The sequence below is a fragment of the Ruegeria sp. CDSB117 genome (assembly GCF_059611005.1).
Genome location: NZ_JBXWOS010000005.1, coordinates 39,585 through 55,038, shown reverse-complemented (window position 1 = coordinate 55,038; position 15,454 = coordinate 39,585). Strand labels below are relative to the sequence as shown.

The following is a 15,454-nucleotide window of genomic DNA, read 5'->3' as shown; positions in this document are numbered from 1 at the left end:
ATCCTGGACTGAGGTTTTTTTTGGCATCGATTCCGTCATCTTCCGTCGCGTCGCAGTGGTAAATCTTCGTTGACCAAGGTGATCAGCAAATCATAAAAACAGAACAGTCGGTCTGTAAACTGCGGATCGCACCCAAGCGGGAGAGACGTGGCGTGACACATTCTCTGCGGATCGGAGGAGCAAGTGGTTTTTGGGGGGATGCCCCTCATGCGACACAGCAATTGCTGCGTGCCCCAGGGCTCGATTTTCTGGTCTACGATTACCTTGCCGAAATCACCATGTCGATCATGGCCCGCGCCCGTCTTAAAGACCCCCAAAAGGGATATGCGGTGGATTTCGTCTCTGACGTTATGGCCAACAATTTAACCCAAATCGCCGAGCAAGGCGTCAAGGTCTTGTCAAATGCAGGCGGGGTCAACCCAGTTGCCTGCGCTGATGAATTACGTCGCAAATCTGCAGAGTTGGGATTGAACTTGAAAGTTGCAGTGGTCGAAGGCGACGACCTGCTGCCGCGTGTGGCTGAGTTTGTCGATCGGACTGAGATGTTTTCCGGTGCACCGATGCCACCGATCGAAAAGATCGCCTCGGTGAATGCTTATATTGGGGCTGGGCCGATATTGGCGGCGCTGCACGGCGGTGCTGATATCGTCATCACGGGCCGCTGCGTCGACAGCGCTCTGACTCTGGCGGCGTGCATGTATCATTTTGGATGGCGGCCCAAAGACCACGACTTGCTAGCTGCCGGGTCGCTTGCGGGGCATCTGCTGGAATGTGGTCCGCAAGCCACCGGAGGCAATTTCACGGACTGGAAATTGGCAGGCGACATCGCCAAGATCGGCTATCCAATTGTCGAGGTAAACGCCGATGGCGGGTTGGTCCTGACCAAGCCGCAGGGCACAGCTGGATGTGTGACCCCGGCTTCGGTCTGCGAGCAGATGCTGTATGAGATCGGCGACCCGCAGTCCTATTTTCTGCCTGACGTGATTTGCGACTTTTCCAATGTCAGGATCAAGCAATCCGAGCCAGACTATGTAACCGTTTCGGGTGCAAAAGGCCGCGCGCCGACAGGGCAGCTCAAAGTGTCCGCCACCTGGGCGGATGGCTATCGCGCGGGCATGACGATTCTGATCAACGGGCGTGAGGCACGACAAAAGGCGAAGGCTTTTGCCCAAGCGGGGTTGGATCGCGCGCGCGCTGTCCTGCACCAGATCGGTGCTTCCGACTATCGCGAGGTGTCGTTTGAAGCCTTCGGGGGTCGGCCCGGTGACGGCGATTACGAAGAGATCTCGTTCAAGGCAGCCGTGAAACACGACGACCCTCACGCAGTTGGAGTATTCCTACGCGAGATGACCGGGTGCGCACTGGCCGCACCGCCGGGGTTGCACATCTTTACCGGAGGAGGGCGTCCAAAACCCTCGCCAGTCGTTGCCCTGTTTTCCTTCTTGGTGCCAAACGACACGCTGACCTATTGCGTAACGATGGATGGGGAGCAGATCGCCTACAATCCGCCGAAAACGTCCCCACAAGACCCGGAACCTGTCCCGGCAAAAGCCCCAGAAACAGCCGATGAAAAGGTGACCGATTGGATCACATGCCCTTTGGAAGATTTGGCCTGGGCAAGATCGGGGGACAAAGGCGACACCGCAAACATTGGGGTCATTGCACGCCATGCTATCTTTTTGCCCTATATTTGGGCTGAGTTGACCGAAACGACGCTGGCCGATGTTTTTTCTAATCATCTATCCGGCAGGGTCGAACGGTTCCATCTTCCAGGAACGCATTCCATGAACATTCTGCTGCACAATGCGCTGGGTGGCGGTGGCGTTGCCTCGTTGCGCAACGACGCGCAAGGCAAGAGTTATGCCCAGATATTGCTAGCCACACCGATCAGGATTCCTGCAGAGTTATCCTCATACACCGAGCGAGGAGAAAACTGATGGGTTTTGTCAGTAAAGTCGTCCGCGATTCTGATAGCTTCGCCAAGAACCGAGCCGATATGTTGGCTCTTGTTGACGAGATGCGCGCGCTTGAAGCGCGTCCTGTCGCCCTGTCAGAGAAACGGCGCGAACGGATGGAGGCCCGGGGGCAGATCACACCCCGTGACCGTTTGACCCAACTGTTGGATCCTGGCATGCCTTTTTTGCAACTGCACGGGTTGGCGGGTTACTGCGTCGATACAGACGATCCCGAGCAATCGGTTCCGGGCGCGTCATTGGTCATCGGCATCGGTTTCATCTCGGGCGTGCGCTGCATGATCATCGTCGACGATTCAGGAATCAAGGCCGGCGCAATGGTCGAGATGTCAGCGACAGCATTCCTGAGCGCGCAGGACATGGCTTTGAAACAGAACCTGCCTTTTGTGCATCTTGTCGAAAGCGCCGGTGCAAATCTTATGGAATACAAGGTCGAATTCTGGGCCAATGGCGGCAAACTGTTCCGCAATCTGGCCCGCCATTCGGCCGCTGGCCTGCCCAACATCGCAGTACTGCATGGCCCGTCAACCGCCGGTGGGGCTTATATGCCAGGCCTTGCAGACTATGTTGTCGGCGTGAAGAACAATGGTATGGCCGCATTGGCCGGTGCAGCCTTGGTTCACGCGGCGACGGGCGAAAAGGCCAATGACCGCGATCTGGGCGGGTCAGAGATGCATGCCACCACATCCGGGCTGGTCGACTATCTGGCCGGGGATGATGCGCACGGTATCGAAATGGCGCGGAACGTGATGGCCCGGCTGGATTGGAACAAATCTTTGCCTGTGCGTCGCTGCAAAGAAGTGCAGCCTCCGAAATATGATGCGGATGAGATCGCAGGCCTTGTTCCAACCGATTACCGTGTCCCCTATGATGTCCACGAGGTCGTGGCCCGCATCGTGGATGGCTCGGATTTTGAGGATTTCAAACCCGATTATGGTTCGGCGACTGTCTGTTTACAGGCCGCAATCAATGGTATCGCTGTGGGTATTCTTGGAAACAACGGGCCACTGGACCCTGCAGGCGCAAACAAAGCCGCGCAGTTTATTCAGTTATGTGGCCAGGCCGACATTCCCCTTATTTTTCTTAGCAATATCACAGGGTTCATGGTCGGCACCCAATATGAACAAAGCGGCATGATCAAACATGGGGCCAAGATGATTCAGGCCGTTACATCTGTCGATGTGCCCAAGATCACGCTCTATGTCGGGGCAAGTTTCGGGGCGGGCAATTACGGGATGTGCGGCTACGCCTATGACCCGGACTTCCTGTTCGCCTGGCCCAATGCGGCAACGGGCGTGATGGGCGGCGAGCAAGCCGCCGGGACGATGGAACTGGTCGCGCGTGCAGGGTTCAAACGCAAAAGGATCGACCCCGACGAAGCCAAACTGTCTGCGCAGAAGGCAGCGATCACAGCGCATTTCACACGACAGGAAAATGCGTTTTATACCTCGGGCCGGTGTATCGATCATGGCGTCATTGACCCCCGCGACACGCGGCGCGTGCTGGGTTTTTGCCTTGAAACCTGCCTTGAGGGTCGCGCGCGAACGGTCAAACCCAGCTCGTACGGGGTGCACAGGTTTTGATCATACTGCATTACTCACCAAATCCACATCCAAGACAGATAGCAGAGGCTGAGGCATGACATTCGACACGCTTCTCGTTGCCAATCGTGGGGAAATCGCCGCGCGTATCATGCGAACCGCCCGGTCGCTTGGGCTGCGCACAGTGGCCGTTTATACAACCGCTGACGCGCGAGCGCCCCATGTCGAACTTGCTGATGAGGCGGTTTGGATCGGTGAAGGGCCGGTTGGTGATAGCTATCTGAACGCAGAAAAGACCATTGCTGCCGCTCAGAAAGCCGGGGCAGGGGCAATTCACCCGGGCTATGGGTTTTTGTCCGAAAATGCGGGTTTTTCAGCGGCAGTCGAGACCGCGGGTCTGACTTTTATCGGACCCGATCCCGAAGCGATCCGGCTGATGGGCGACAAGGCCGTCGCCAAACGCCTCATGATTGGCGCGGGCGTTCCCTGCGTTCCAGGGTATGAAGGCGATAATCAATCGGATACCGCTCTGGTCACAGAAGCGGACAAGATCGGCTTTCCCATTATGGTTAAAGCCGCAGCTGGTGGCGGTGGACGCGGAATGCGCGTGGTCCAATCCGCCGACGCTCTTTCTGAGGCGATTGCGCTTGCCAGATCCGAGGCCGAGAACGCTTTTGGATCCGGCAAATTGATCCTTGAGAAAGCGATCGGTGATGCGCGCCATATCGAATTTCAGATTTTTGCCGATAGGTACGGGAACGTAATTCATCTGGGCGAAAGGGAATGCTCGATTCAGCGTCGCCACCAAAAAGTCATCGAAGAAGCCCCAAGCCCCGCCATGACGCCAGAATTGCGCGAAAAAATGGGAGCCGTGGCGATTGAGGCGGCCCGTGCGGTGAACTATCGCGGCGCCGGAACCGTGGAGTTCCTATTGGAACCGTCCGGCGTTTTCTATTTCCTTGAAATGAACACCCGACTGCAGGTTGAGCATCCTGTCACCGAGATGGTCACTGGCATCGACCTAGTGGCGCTACAGATCGCTGTCGCGCAGGGTGACGCCCTTCCGATCTCTCAGGAAGACGTCACCATGAACGGCCACGCCATTGAGGCGCGGCTTTATGCCGAAGACCCCGCTAACGGATATCTACCGGCAACCGGTCCAATTGATTTCTGGCAGGCTGCGACTGGACCCGGAGTGCGTGTGGACTCCGGCATTCAACAAGGGCAAGAGGTATCGCCTTTCTATGACGCCATGCTTGCAAAGATCATTGCGCATGGTCCAACCCGCGAAACGGCACGTGCGCGGCTGATCAAGGCTGTGAACGAATCTATTTTGCTGGGAACGGTGACAAATTCGCGGTTTCTTGCAGATGTGCTGCAGCACAGAGATTTCATTGCTGGTGATGCAACGACAACATTTTTGGATCGGACCTACCCCCGGGGCTTTCCTGCGTACCGGGTAACTGCGCCGGACATCGCCTTGGCGGCTGCGCTGTTGTTGGATGCGGATCAATCCCGCGCAAGGGCGGCGTCGGGCTACGTATCCGCCGAACAGTTGGGTTGGTCCAGCGCAGCGTTGCCGCCGTTCGCCGTGACGCTTACATATGGGGACGAAGAGATACAAACGCGCGCACTCGCCCGCCCTGATGGATGGGCGGTATGGGTTGAGGGCAACGCGTTTGATGTCTCGTTCATCAAGCGCAGCAGCGGGAAGGTCCGGGCACGCATAAATGACAACACCGTCGACGCCACCGCACACATAACCCGGGACACGGCCCAGATCGCCATCGGCGCCGAGCGCCTGACGTTTCGACGCCTGCGTCCCGGTGCATTGGATGCGGGAACGATCGCTGGCGGTCGCGTCACCGCCCCCATGCCGGGTGCCCTGGTCGAGGTGGCGGCAAGACCTGGTCAAAGCGTTTCGATTGGCGACTGTCTGGCCGTTCTCGAAGCCATGAAGATGCAGCACCAAATCACTGCCGCCGTTGCGGGCGTCGTGACCTTTGTACACGTTGAGATCGGACAACAGGTGGCGGCGGGGGATGTTATGATCGAGATTGACGAAACATAGGTAGAATTGGGTGTGTGCCGGCTACCGCCGCTCAGACACTGCATCCGAGGACATCGAATGGGCAAACACAAAATCGAGGGAACAAGCAGTGCAACAGGCAACGGATTTTCTACAAGAAAGCGAGGCATTATTTGCCATTCTCGCCGATACTTCGGGCAACCAATGGGAAAACCAAACCCAGTTCAAGGGATGGACGCTGAACGATGTTCTGGTGCATCTGCACTATTGGAACCAGATGGCCGATTTGTCGCTTCAGGATCCCGACGCATTCGCTGCGCGCATTGGCGCATTGTTTGTCAAAGCCAATGCCGAAGGGCTGCGCGCAGCCGAGAACGAAGCGATCTTGCTGCGTGGGAACGAGCTGCGCGATTCCTGGCGGACACTTTACACAGATATTGGCGCGCGTTGGGCCGATCTCGATCCCAAGCACCGGGTGAAATGGGCCGGTCCGGATATGTCTGTACGCTCATCAATTACGGCCCGCCAGATGGAGACTTGGGCACACGGGCAAGAGGTTTTTGACGTTCTTGGTGTCGAGCGCGTCGAACAGGACCGAGTCAAGAACATCGTCATTCTGGGTGTGAACACGTTTGGCTGGGCCTATCAGGTCAACGGCAAACCCGTGCCCGAGGCGATGCCGCGACTTGAACTGACCGCACCTTCCGGAGCCTTATGGGAGTTCGGTGAACCGGGGGACAATCGGATAACAGGACCTGCGGTAGAGTTTGCGCAAGTCTCGGCCCAAACCCGCAACATCGCAGATACATCTCTAAAGGTGGAAGGGCCGGTTTCTGCCGAATGGATGTCAATCGCGCAGTGTTTTGCCGGTGGTCGCGAAACGCCTCCAGCACCGGGTAACCGTCACTGCGCTCGGGGCGCTCAGATTGCGTGAAAGACGTTGAATATAAGCCTAGAACCCGGCACAAAAGGACCCACACGTCCGACCGAAAGCGAAGATATGCTGCAGTTTAATGTGACAAAACTTGCATCTGGCCTGATCGTCGCTGTTGTCATCGGCTGGCTGCTGGTGCTGGGCAAGAGCATTTTTCTTCCGGTGCTTTTGGGCATTATCGGAATATACATTCTGGACTCGACCGCCTCGACAATCGGCCGTGTTCCGGGGTTGCGCCACATTCCACGCCGCGGGCGCCGTTTACTTGCACTGCTTGCCATATTTCTAACGCTGATTCTGATAGGGGTTTTTCTTGAGGCAAACGCGCAAGCGGTCGCCCAGAATATCCCGCGTTACCAAACCAACCTAAAAGCGCTGGTTGACTCGGCAATGGCGATTTTGGGTGTCAAAAAACTGCCAGACTGGTCCACGATCGAGCAGACGATTGCTGGCAAGTTCGATGTTTTGGGTTTTGTGCAGGGGACGCTTTCCACAGTGCAGGGTTTCGGGACGGTCATGTTGATGACAATCCTTTATATTGTGTTCATCCTGTCCGATCTGGACGATATGCCAGAAAAAGTTAGAAAGGCTTTGGGTGATGCCGAAACAGCTGACCGGTCGCTGCAAATTGTCGCCCAGATAAACCAGAAAATCGGCAGCTACCTAAGCGCAAAGACCCTGATCAACGTCATTTTGGCTGTGATCTCATATGTGATCATGTTGTTGCTTGGCATCGAGTTCGCAATGTTCTGGGCCATATTGATCGGCCTTTTGAACTATATCCCATACCTGGGTTCCATTGTTGGTGTTCTGTTTCCCGTCATGCTGAGCCTCGTGCAATTTGGCGGCATCTGGCACGCCGGTGTCGCGCTAATCGCGCTCATGGCCGCTCAGCTGTTTGTCGGAAACTTCCTTGAACCCCGCCTGGTCGGAAACTCGGTGAACCTGAGCGGGTTTATGGTGCTGTTTTCGCTGACGATCTGGACCGCGATGTGGGGTCTGGCAGGCACCATATTGGCGATACCGTTGACTGCCGTGGTGATGATCATCTTGTCGCAAATCCATTCTACGCGACCGCTGGCGATTTTGATGTCAGAAAGCGGTGAACTTGACTGATTTTTCCAAAGCCCGGTTTTAAGTGATCGAATAATTCGTCATCTTTGGTGCGCGACCGCCACCCATTGGTCGGGGTGACGGTCGGCTTTAAAACTCTGGCGTTTTAAAGCTTGATGCGGAACGCGGCGAAACCATCGGCGCCTTCGCCTGCGTCTTCGATCACCACTCCATTGACGTCGCTCATATAGTCGCGCGCCTTGGGGCCGGTTTCGAAAAGCACCGTGGTATCTGCGAGCGGAGCGAAGGACCAGTTGGCGTCCGCCTTTGGATCGATTGTGCCCTGTTCGACAATGTAACGCACGATGACGTCGCGGTTTGTGTCCGGAGCCTCGAAGACAATCGTGTCACCCAATGCGCCTGGGAATGACCCGCCGCCAGACGCGCGGTAATTGTTGGTGGCGATGATAAACTCCATATCATCCGTAACTGGCGTGCCGTTGAAGGACAGGTTCACAATCCGTGCCGCGTCCGGGTTTACTTCTTCGCCTTTTGGTCCAAATCGTGAGGGCTGAGACAGGTCGATCTGATAGGTCACGCCGTCCATTACATCAAAGTTGTAGGACGGGAATTCCGGGTTCAGTAGAATTGCGTCGGCCGAGCCCGGCTCAACCTGATTGAACATACCTGCCGAACGCTCCAGCCAACCCCGGACCTGTGCCCCGTTCACGCGGACCGCCCGCACGGTGTTCGGATAGAGATACAGGTCAGCCACGTTTTTGATGGCCACATCGCCCACTGGAACGTCGGTATAATACTCTGGCCCACCGCGGCCACCGGCCTTGAACGGGGCGGCGGCTGATAGGATGGGCAGCCCCTCATGCTCTGTGCCCTTCATCATCTCCTCGACATACCATTTTTGTGCGATCGACACGATCTGCACCGACGGATCATCCGCGACGAGTGCGAAGTAGCTGTGCAAAGGTGCGGACGTCTTCCCAACGGCGCGGCGCACATAGGCCAGCGTTTCGTCGTGATCTTTGGCGACCGAATCCAGCACGGTCTGGTCGTCGCCAACCAGCGCGGTGATTGAGCGATCTTCGTTGCGCTTTGAGATCGGGCGCGCCTCGGACGTCGTTGTTACGACGCGCCATTCGTTCCCGTCGCGTTCCAGCAGCAGGTCCAACAGACCCAGATGCGAGCCCCAGAAACCGCCCATGACCGCTGGTTTGCCCATCAAGGTACCTTTTTCGACGTCGATACCTGGACGATCCGCGAAGGTGGGCGAAGGGAAGACCAGGTGATTGTGGCCTGTGACCAGCGCGTCGATGCCATCGACGCCAGCCAGCGCGACTGAGGCGTTCTCCATCCCGTCGGCGTGGTCTGCCTCACCGATACCCGAATGCGACAGGGCGATGATCAGGTCGCAGCCTTGCTCTTGCATTTCTGGTACATAGGCTTTCGCCGTATCGACAATGTCTCGGGCCTGAACGTTGCCTTCCAGATGCTTGCGATCCCAATTCATGATCTGAGGTGGTGTAAAGCCAATGACGCCGACCTTGATTGGATGCTTGCTGCCGTCGCCCATTTCAATTTCGCGGTCCAGAATGGCGTAAGGCTTGACCAGGGTCTTATCATCGCGTGGCCCTGCACCTTGTTCCTTGGCGATATTGGCCAAAACGACCGGGAAATCCGCACCGGCGAGTGACTTTTCCAGAAAATCCAAACCGTAATTGAACTCGTGATTGCCCAGAGTAGCGGCGTCATAGCCCACGGTGTTGAATGCGGTTATGATCGGGTGGGCGTCGCCTTCCTTCATGCCGCGTTCATAGGCGATGTAATCACCCATCGGGTTGCCCTGCAAAAAGTCACCATTGTCTACCAGCAACGAGTTGGTCGCTTCGGACCGAATGTCATTGATGATCGATGCGGTGCGCGACAGGCCTACCGTATCGCGCGGCTTGTCTGCGTAGTAATCATAAGGGAAGACATGCACATGGATATCGGTTGTTTCCATGATCCGGAGATGCGCCTGATTGTCAGCGGCAGCGGCCGAAAACGGGTGTAGGGTGATTGCGGCGGCGCTGGCCGTAGTTGTGGCAAGGAACTGGCGGCGAGACATCGAAAAATGGCTGGAGGAGGTCATTCGGAACCTTTCAATATGTTGGCTAACGCGCCTTCTGCATGACTTACAAAACAACCGTGTGACACTGGTATCCAACGCGTTTGCAGGGGCGCGGCGCATGAGGGAATGTTTGGTACTGATGCCCATTGTGATCTGCTTACCCAATCATGGCAACATGTGTAGATTTGAGACGGTTGATTATCGCGCGGTGCATATTGCGGAAATAGCGACAGCGGCATTGGGATAGAATGTTCCGCATCGTTTGCTAAAGCGGCGTTGGCACAGCGGACCATTGCAAGCATCCGCGTTTTTCCGCCTGAGTGACGCAGATGGTAAAATTTGGTTGTGATAACGATCTTTATCTATAAAAGAATGTGTAGCCATGAGAGTTCTCGAAAAGTATCTATAAAATGAAAAATACCTCCCCGATATGGTCCCGCGACGCTGCTCAAGCTCTGTATGACCTTCCGCTGATGGATTTGCTGTTTCGCGCGCAGACAGTGCACCGGGAGAACTTTGATCCCAACAAGGTCCAGACATCGAAACTGCTGTCGATCAAAACAGGTGGCTGTGCCGAAGATTGCGCCTATTGCTCGCAATCTGCACGGAACGGATCCAAACTGTCGGCCTCGAAACTGATTGAGGTTCAGCGCGTTCTGACCGAAGCCCGCAAGGCCCGCGACGGCGGGGCAACCCGTTTCTGCATGGGTGCCGCATGGCGCGAACCCAAGGACCGCGACATGGATGCGCTTGTCGCAATGGTCGAAGGTGTGCGCGAGATGGGGATGGAAACCTGCATGACCCTTGGCATGTTGGACGATAATCAGGTGGTTCGTCTGCGCGATGCGGGGCTGGACTACTACAACCACAACATCGACACGTCCGAGCGGTACTATCCCGAAGTCATCACAACACGCACCTTTGCAGACCGCATTGACACGATGAACCGCGTGCAGGATGCGGGCATCAAGGTCTGTTCCGGCGGCATCCTCGGGATGGGGGAAGAGGTTCAAGACCGCGTCGATATGCTGGTCACACTGGCCAATATGAACCCGGCACCAGATTCGGTGCCGATCAACATGTTGATGCCGCAAGAAGACACGCCTCTGGCAGACGCTAAACCGATCGATCCGATCGATTTTGTAAGGGTCATAGCCGTTGCGCGGATCATGATGCCACAGTCCTACGTGCGCCTGTCCGCTGGGCGCAGCGACATGAGTGATGAATTGCAGGCCATGTGTTTCTTTGCTGGCGCAAACTCGATGTTCGTAGGCGAAACGCTTTTGACGGCAGAAAATCCTGAAGAGGACACCGACGCCATTCTGTTCAAGAAGCTTGGGCTGCAGGCCGAAACCTCGGCTGAAAAATCCTGTTTGGATGCTGCTGAATGAAGGCATTGAGTCGTCTGAACTCGATGCTTGAACAGCTGGACACCCGGCACCGCCGCCGGGTGTTGGCGCAGCCGCGCGGTCTGGATTTTGCGTCCAATGATTACCTCGGATTGGCGCAATCGTCATTCCTGCGCGAAGCCGCGCAAACGGCATTGGCGCAGGGCGTGCCGTTGGGATCCGGTGGTTCCCGTCTTTTGCGGGGCAATCATCCCGAACATGAGGCGCTTGAACACGAGGCAGCCGCCTTTTTTGATGCTGAGGCTGCTTTGTTCATGGGCGGCGGGTTTCAGGCCAATCAGGCGATTTTCTCGACCCTTCCTGCCGCCGAAGATCTGATCCTTTACGATGCTTTGGTTCATGCAAGCGCGCATGAAGGCATGCGGATGGGTCGTGCCCAAGCACGTGCTTTTGCCCATAATGATGTTGCCGCAGCGCGTCTGGCCATTGAGGCGTGGTTGGCAGAAGGCGGGTCTGGCCAAATCTGGATCGCCGTGGAAAGCATCTATTCCATGGAGGGCGACATTGCGCCCGTGGCTGCGCTGTCTGATCTGGCCTGTGAACACGGTGCCATATTGGTCGTGGATGAGGCTCATGCAACCGGAGTATTTGGCCCTAAAGGTAAGGGTCTGGCGCATGGTCTCAAGGCTGAGTTGCTGACTTTGCACACATGCGGCAAAGGGTTGGGGGTTTCTGGAGGGCTGATTTGTGGCCCGCGGGTGTTGATCGAAACATTGATCAACCGCGCGCGCCCGTTTATCTTTGCGACATCCCCATCTCCGCTCAATGCGGCCCTTGTTCGCGTGGTTCTGCAGCATCTTCAAACAGATAGTTCGCTGCCCCTGAACGCCCTGTCCCGCACCCGCCACGCGCATGCCGTTGCACGTCAGATCGGAACACCCCAAGAGGCGCTGAACAGCCAGATTATCCCCATAATTTTGGGAGATGACGCCAAAACCATGGAAATGGCCGCAACGTTACAGGCCAAAGGTTTTGACGTCCGTGGTATCCGGCCGCCGACCGTGCCACGGGGCACGTCGCGCCTGCGCGTGTCGATCACCGGCAACGTGGGCAAGGATGACATAAGCGCCCTGTTCGAAGCACTGGCGCATCAACAGACGGAGGCGGCATGAGCGCTGTAATCGTCACAGGCACCGACACTGGTGTCGGAAAAACGGTTTTTGCTGCGGGCCTGACGGCCGCGCTTGGCGCAACCTATTGGAAGCCGGTGCAATCCGGGCTTGGGGATGCAACGGACACAGAAACCGTCGCGGCGCTTTCCGGTGCTGAAATTTTGCCGGAAGCCTATCGCCTGAACATGCCAGCCTCACCACATTTGTCAGCCGAAGACATGGGCGTCGAGATTTCGCCGGATCGGCTTGCGCTGCCGCAGGTCAACGGACCCCTGGTCGTCGAGGGGGCAGGCGGGATCATGGTGCCGCTGAACCGCAAGACCTTTTTCCTTGATGTCATCTCGGTGTGGCGGGCGCCCGTGGTTCTGGTGGCCCGGACCGCATTGGGTACGATCAACCACACAAGCCTGTCCCTGATGGCTTTGCGGGGAGCAGGTTGCAACGTCGTCGGCGTAGCGTTTGTAGGCAACGCTGAGCCAGAGGTTGAACAGACCATCGCCGAGATGTGTCAGGTTACCCGTTTGGGACGCTTGCCGCACCTTGAAACCCTGTCGCGGGGTACGCTGTCGGATGCTTTCGATGCGATTGACACAGCAACAATTCGGAGGGCTCTGTGACCGCTCTGGAGTTTGATGCTCGCCACCTGTGGCATCCCTATACGAATGTTCTGAACCTCGGTCCGATGCATCTGATCACCGAGGCCGAAGGGGTATGGCTGACACGCGAAGACGGTACTCGGATGATCGATGCTATGTCGTCGTGGTGGTGTGCGGTGCACGGGCATCGTCATCCGGCCATTACTGCCGCGATGCAAGAACAGCTGCAGCAAATGCCCCATGTCATGTTCGGTGGCCTGACGCATCAACCCGCAATTGAACTGGGTCGCAAACTAGTCGGGCTGTTGCCTGACGGGCTGGATCGCATTTTCTACAGCGACAGCGGATCGGTCGCGATTGAAGTCGCCTTGAAAATGGCCGTGCAGTTTCAGATGGCGCTGGGTCACACGGGGCGTACGCAGTTTGCGACCATTCGCGGCGGCTATCATGGGGATACATGGAAAGCGATGAGCGTCTGCGACCCCGAGAATGGGATGCATGGGCTGTTTAGGGGCGCGCTGTCGATCCAACATTTCCTGCCGCGCCCGCCGATATCGTTTGAGCAGGAATGGACGGATGATCCAACCCTGAATGGGCTGGATGCTTTGGAAGAGCTGCTGGAAACCAAGGCCGATCAGATCGCGGCCCTGATCCTAGAGCCTGTGGTGCAGGGCGCGGGTGGTATGTACTTCTATCACCCCAAGTGGCTAAAAGGCGCGCAAGACCTGTGTAAAGCACACGGAATTCTTGTGATTTTTGACGAAATCGCGACCGGGTTTGGTCGCACGGGCGAACTGTTCGCGATGAACCACGCCGAAGTGGTTCCGGACATCATCTGTTTGGGCAAAGCTTTGACTGGCGGCCATATTACTCTGGCCGCGACCGCCACGACTGAAGATGTCGCGCGCCGAATTGGGGAAAGCGAAGCCAGCGTTTTGATGCACGGCCCGACCTATATGGCCAACCCGCTGGCCTGTTCTGCCGCGGTGGCCAGTCTGGAACAATTATCGGTCAGAGATTGGCGCGCCGAAGTGCACGCGATTGCCGACCAGATGAAGCAAGAGCTTGCCCCCGCACGTGAATTGCCAGGCGTTGCCGATGTGCGCGTGCTTGGCGCGATTGGGGTCATCGAAATGGAGCAATGGGTTGATCCTGCGGTTGCGCATGCGCTCGCACCCGATACCGGCGTTTGGTTGCGCCCGTTTGCCCGCAACATCTATTGCATGCCGCCTTACATCATCTCTGCGAATGATTTGAGCCGTGTAACATCGGCCATGATCTCGCTCGTCAAAGGCATGTTATGAAACAGCGGTGGTTATCGCGTTCGGGAACGGATGAATTGATCCTGATTTTTGGCGGTTGGGCGCTGGGGGCCGCGCCTTTTGCTGGGCTTACAGGGCGCGGCGATGTGCTGTTCGTCGACGACTTCCGCCACCTTGACGATCCTCTGCCTGATATTGCGCAATATGACCGGGTCAATCTGATTGCCTTTTCTTTTGGCGTCGCATCCGCGGGCCATTGGTTGGAGCAAACTGGATTTTGTCCCGATCGGCTGATTGCAGTCAGCGGCACGCTATGCCCGGCTGACACCGAGCGTGGCATCGCACCGAATATGATCCGCGCCACGGCGGAAAACCTGACCGCAGCCAGTTTCTCAAAGTTCTGTCGCCGTGCCGGATTGAACGGGCCGGTTCCTGAAATTGATCTGGAGGCTGCGCAGGCAGAGCTTCACGCCGTGATCGACCGTGGTGGCGCACCCGAGATGGCGTTTGACCGGATATGGATCCCCCAGCAGGACCGTATTATCCCGACCCCCGCGCAAGAGGCGGCATGGGCGCACCAACAATCTGCCGTGCGTGGAATTGCCACCTCGCATGTCCCGTTTCGCGACGGTCAGAACTGGCAGGAGTGGGTCGCATGAACGTCCAGATCGCGGACCGCGTCCAGCGCAGTTTCAGCCGCAGTTTCCGCAGCTATCACGGCTCGGCCAGCCAGCAGGCCAAAATCGCGGATCGGCTGGTCCAAGAGATGCGGGTCGGCGGCGCGCCGCATCGTTTCGCTACCGGATTGGAATTTGGGTGTGGTACCGGCCACCTCACGCATCGGGTGTGTAGCACATTCGATATTGGCCAGTTGACGGTCAATGACCTGTCGCCCGAAGCAGCTGAGACCGCAACAGCGGTCGGCGCAGACTTTTTGTGTGGTGATGCCAAAACTGTTGAATGGCCATCTCAGCCCAATTTGGTCATTTCCGCATCCATGATCCAATGGCTGTTCGATCCCGTAGCCTTCTTGCAAAAGGCGGCCAACGCATTGGCTCCTGGAGGTTGGTTGGCGGTTTCAGGCTTTGGACCAGATCAGTACCGGGAGCTGATGAAAGTCGGCTCCACAGCCAAAGCGCCGGGCCTGTGCCGATCTGAAGATTTGGCCGCGGCGGTCGAAGGCCGGTTAGAGATTATCAGTTGCGGCGAAATTCTCTCTGCATTGCGCTTTGATACGCCCCGAGGCGTTCTCAATCACCTTCGAAGAACTGGGGTCAACGGGCGCGCGCAAAAGGTCTGGACCAAAACCAGTCTTGCCCAATTCACGGAACAATATGTCCGGGACTTTGGCGACGATGATGGCGTGTCCCTGACATATAACCCAAGTTGGATCGTGGCCCGCAAACATGGCTGAGTGCCG

12 protein-coding genes are annotated in these 15,454 nt (G+C 57.0%); 11 read left to right on the top strand and 1 reads right to left on the bottom strand.

The window, feature by feature from the left end; genetic code table 11:
• Positions 1 to 152 precede the first annotated feature (152 nt).
• From AC2FJC_RS07755 to AC2FJC_RS07735, 5 genes are all read left to right on the top strand, one after another.
• Complete coding sequence (locus AC2FJC_RS07755; protein ID WP_496739039.1) at positions 153 to 1,937, top strand: acyclic terpene utilization AtuA family protein; 1,785 nt, start codon at positions 153 to 155, stop codon at positions 1,935 to 1,937.
• Positions 1,937 to 3,556 carry an acyl-CoA carboxylase subunit beta gene (locus tag AC2FJC_RS07750; protein WP_496739038.1) on the top strand — a complete coding sequence of 540 codons (1,620 nt, stop codon included), beginning with the start codon at positions 1,937 to 1,939 and terminating at the stop codon, positions 3,554 to 3,556. Before AC2FJC_RS07755 ends, AC2FJC_RS07750 begins: the two co-directional genes overlap by 1 nt.
• A 55-nt stretch (positions 3,557 to 3,611) precedes the next feature.
• Entirely contained in the window at positions 3,612 to 5,585 is a 1,974-nt protein-coding gene (locus AC2FJC_RS07745; RefSeq protein ID WP_496739037.1) for an acetyl/propionyl/methylcrotonyl-CoA carboxylase subunit alpha, read from the top strand.
• Positions 5,586 to 5,673: 88 nt separating this feature from the next.
• The gene (locus tag AC2FJC_RS07740; protein ID WP_496739036.1) at positions 5,674 to 6,477 is read left to right on the top strand and encodes a TIGR03084 family metal-binding protein; all 804 of its coding nucleotides are present in this window, start codon (positions 5,674 to 5,676) and stop codon (positions 6,475 to 6,477) included.
• 81 nt (positions 6,478 to 6,558) lie between these two features.
• Positions 6,559 to 7,593, top strand: coding sequence for an AI-2E family transporter (locus tag AC2FJC_RS07735; protein ID WP_496724686.1), 1,035 nt, complete (start codon positions 6,559 to 6,561; stop codon positions 7,591 to 7,593).
• A gap of 103 nt (positions 7,594 to 7,696) precedes the next feature.
• Here the strand turns inward: AC2FJC_RS07735 and AC2FJC_RS07730 are convergent, their stop codons facing one another.
• Positions 7,697 to 9,676: a bifunctional 2',3'-cyclic-nucleotide 2'-phosphodiesterase/3'-nucleotidase gene (locus tag AC2FJC_RS07730; protein WP_496739035.1), complete on the bottom strand. Its 1,980-nt coding sequence runs from the start codon at positions 9,674 to 9,676 to the stop codon at positions 7,697 to 7,699.
• Positions 9,677 to 10,065: 389 nt separating this feature from the next.
• Here AC2FJC_RS07730 and bioB point away from each other — a divergent pair, with 389 nt between their 5' ends.
• Genes bioB through AC2FJC_RS07700 form a run of 6 tightly spaced genes read left to right on the top strand, consistent with a single transcriptional unit; the run spans position 10,066 to position 15,448 of the window.
• Positions 10,066 to 11,046: a biotin synthase BioB gene (gene bioB / locus AC2FJC_RS07725; RefSeq protein ID WP_496739034.1), complete on the top strand. Its 981-nt coding sequence runs from the start codon at positions 10,066 to 10,068 to the stop codon at positions 11,044 to 11,046.
• On the top strand, positions 11,043 to 12,176 hold the full coding sequence (locus tag AC2FJC_RS07720) for an 8-amino-7-oxononanoate synthase (protein WP_496739033.1): 1,134 nt from the start codon (positions 11,043 to 11,045) through the stop codon (positions 12,174 to 12,176). Before bioB ends, AC2FJC_RS07720 begins: the two co-directional genes overlap by 4 nt.
• Positions 12,173 to 12,793: a dethiobiotin synthase gene (gene bioD / locus AC2FJC_RS07715; protein ID WP_496739032.1), complete on the top strand. Its 621-nt coding sequence runs from the start codon at positions 12,173 to 12,175 to the stop codon at positions 12,791 to 12,793. Before AC2FJC_RS07720 ends, bioD begins: the two co-directional genes overlap by 4 nt.
• Positions 12,790 to 14,076: an adenosylmethionine--8-amino-7-oxononanoate transaminase gene (gene bioA, locus AC2FJC_RS07710; protein WP_496739031.1), complete on the top strand. Its 1,287-nt coding sequence runs from the start codon at positions 12,790 to 12,792 to the stop codon at positions 14,074 to 14,076. Before bioD ends, bioA begins: the two co-directional genes overlap by 4 nt.
• Positions 14,073 to 14,693, top strand: a complete 621-nt coding sequence (locus AC2FJC_RS07705) for a pimeloyl-ACP methyl esterase BioG family protein (protein WP_496739030.1) — start codon at positions 14,073 to 14,075, stop codon at positions 14,691 to 14,693. Before bioA ends, AC2FJC_RS07705 begins: the two co-directional genes overlap by 4 nt.
• Positions 14,690 to 15,448, top strand: coding sequence for a methyltransferase (locus AC2FJC_RS07700; RefSeq protein WP_496739029.1), 759 nt, complete (start codon positions 14,690 to 14,692; stop codon positions 15,446 to 15,448). The genes AC2FJC_RS07705 and AC2FJC_RS07700 overlap by 4 nt, the downstream gene beginning before the upstream one ends.
• The last annotated feature ends 6 nt before the right edge of the window (positions 15,449 to 15,454 follow it).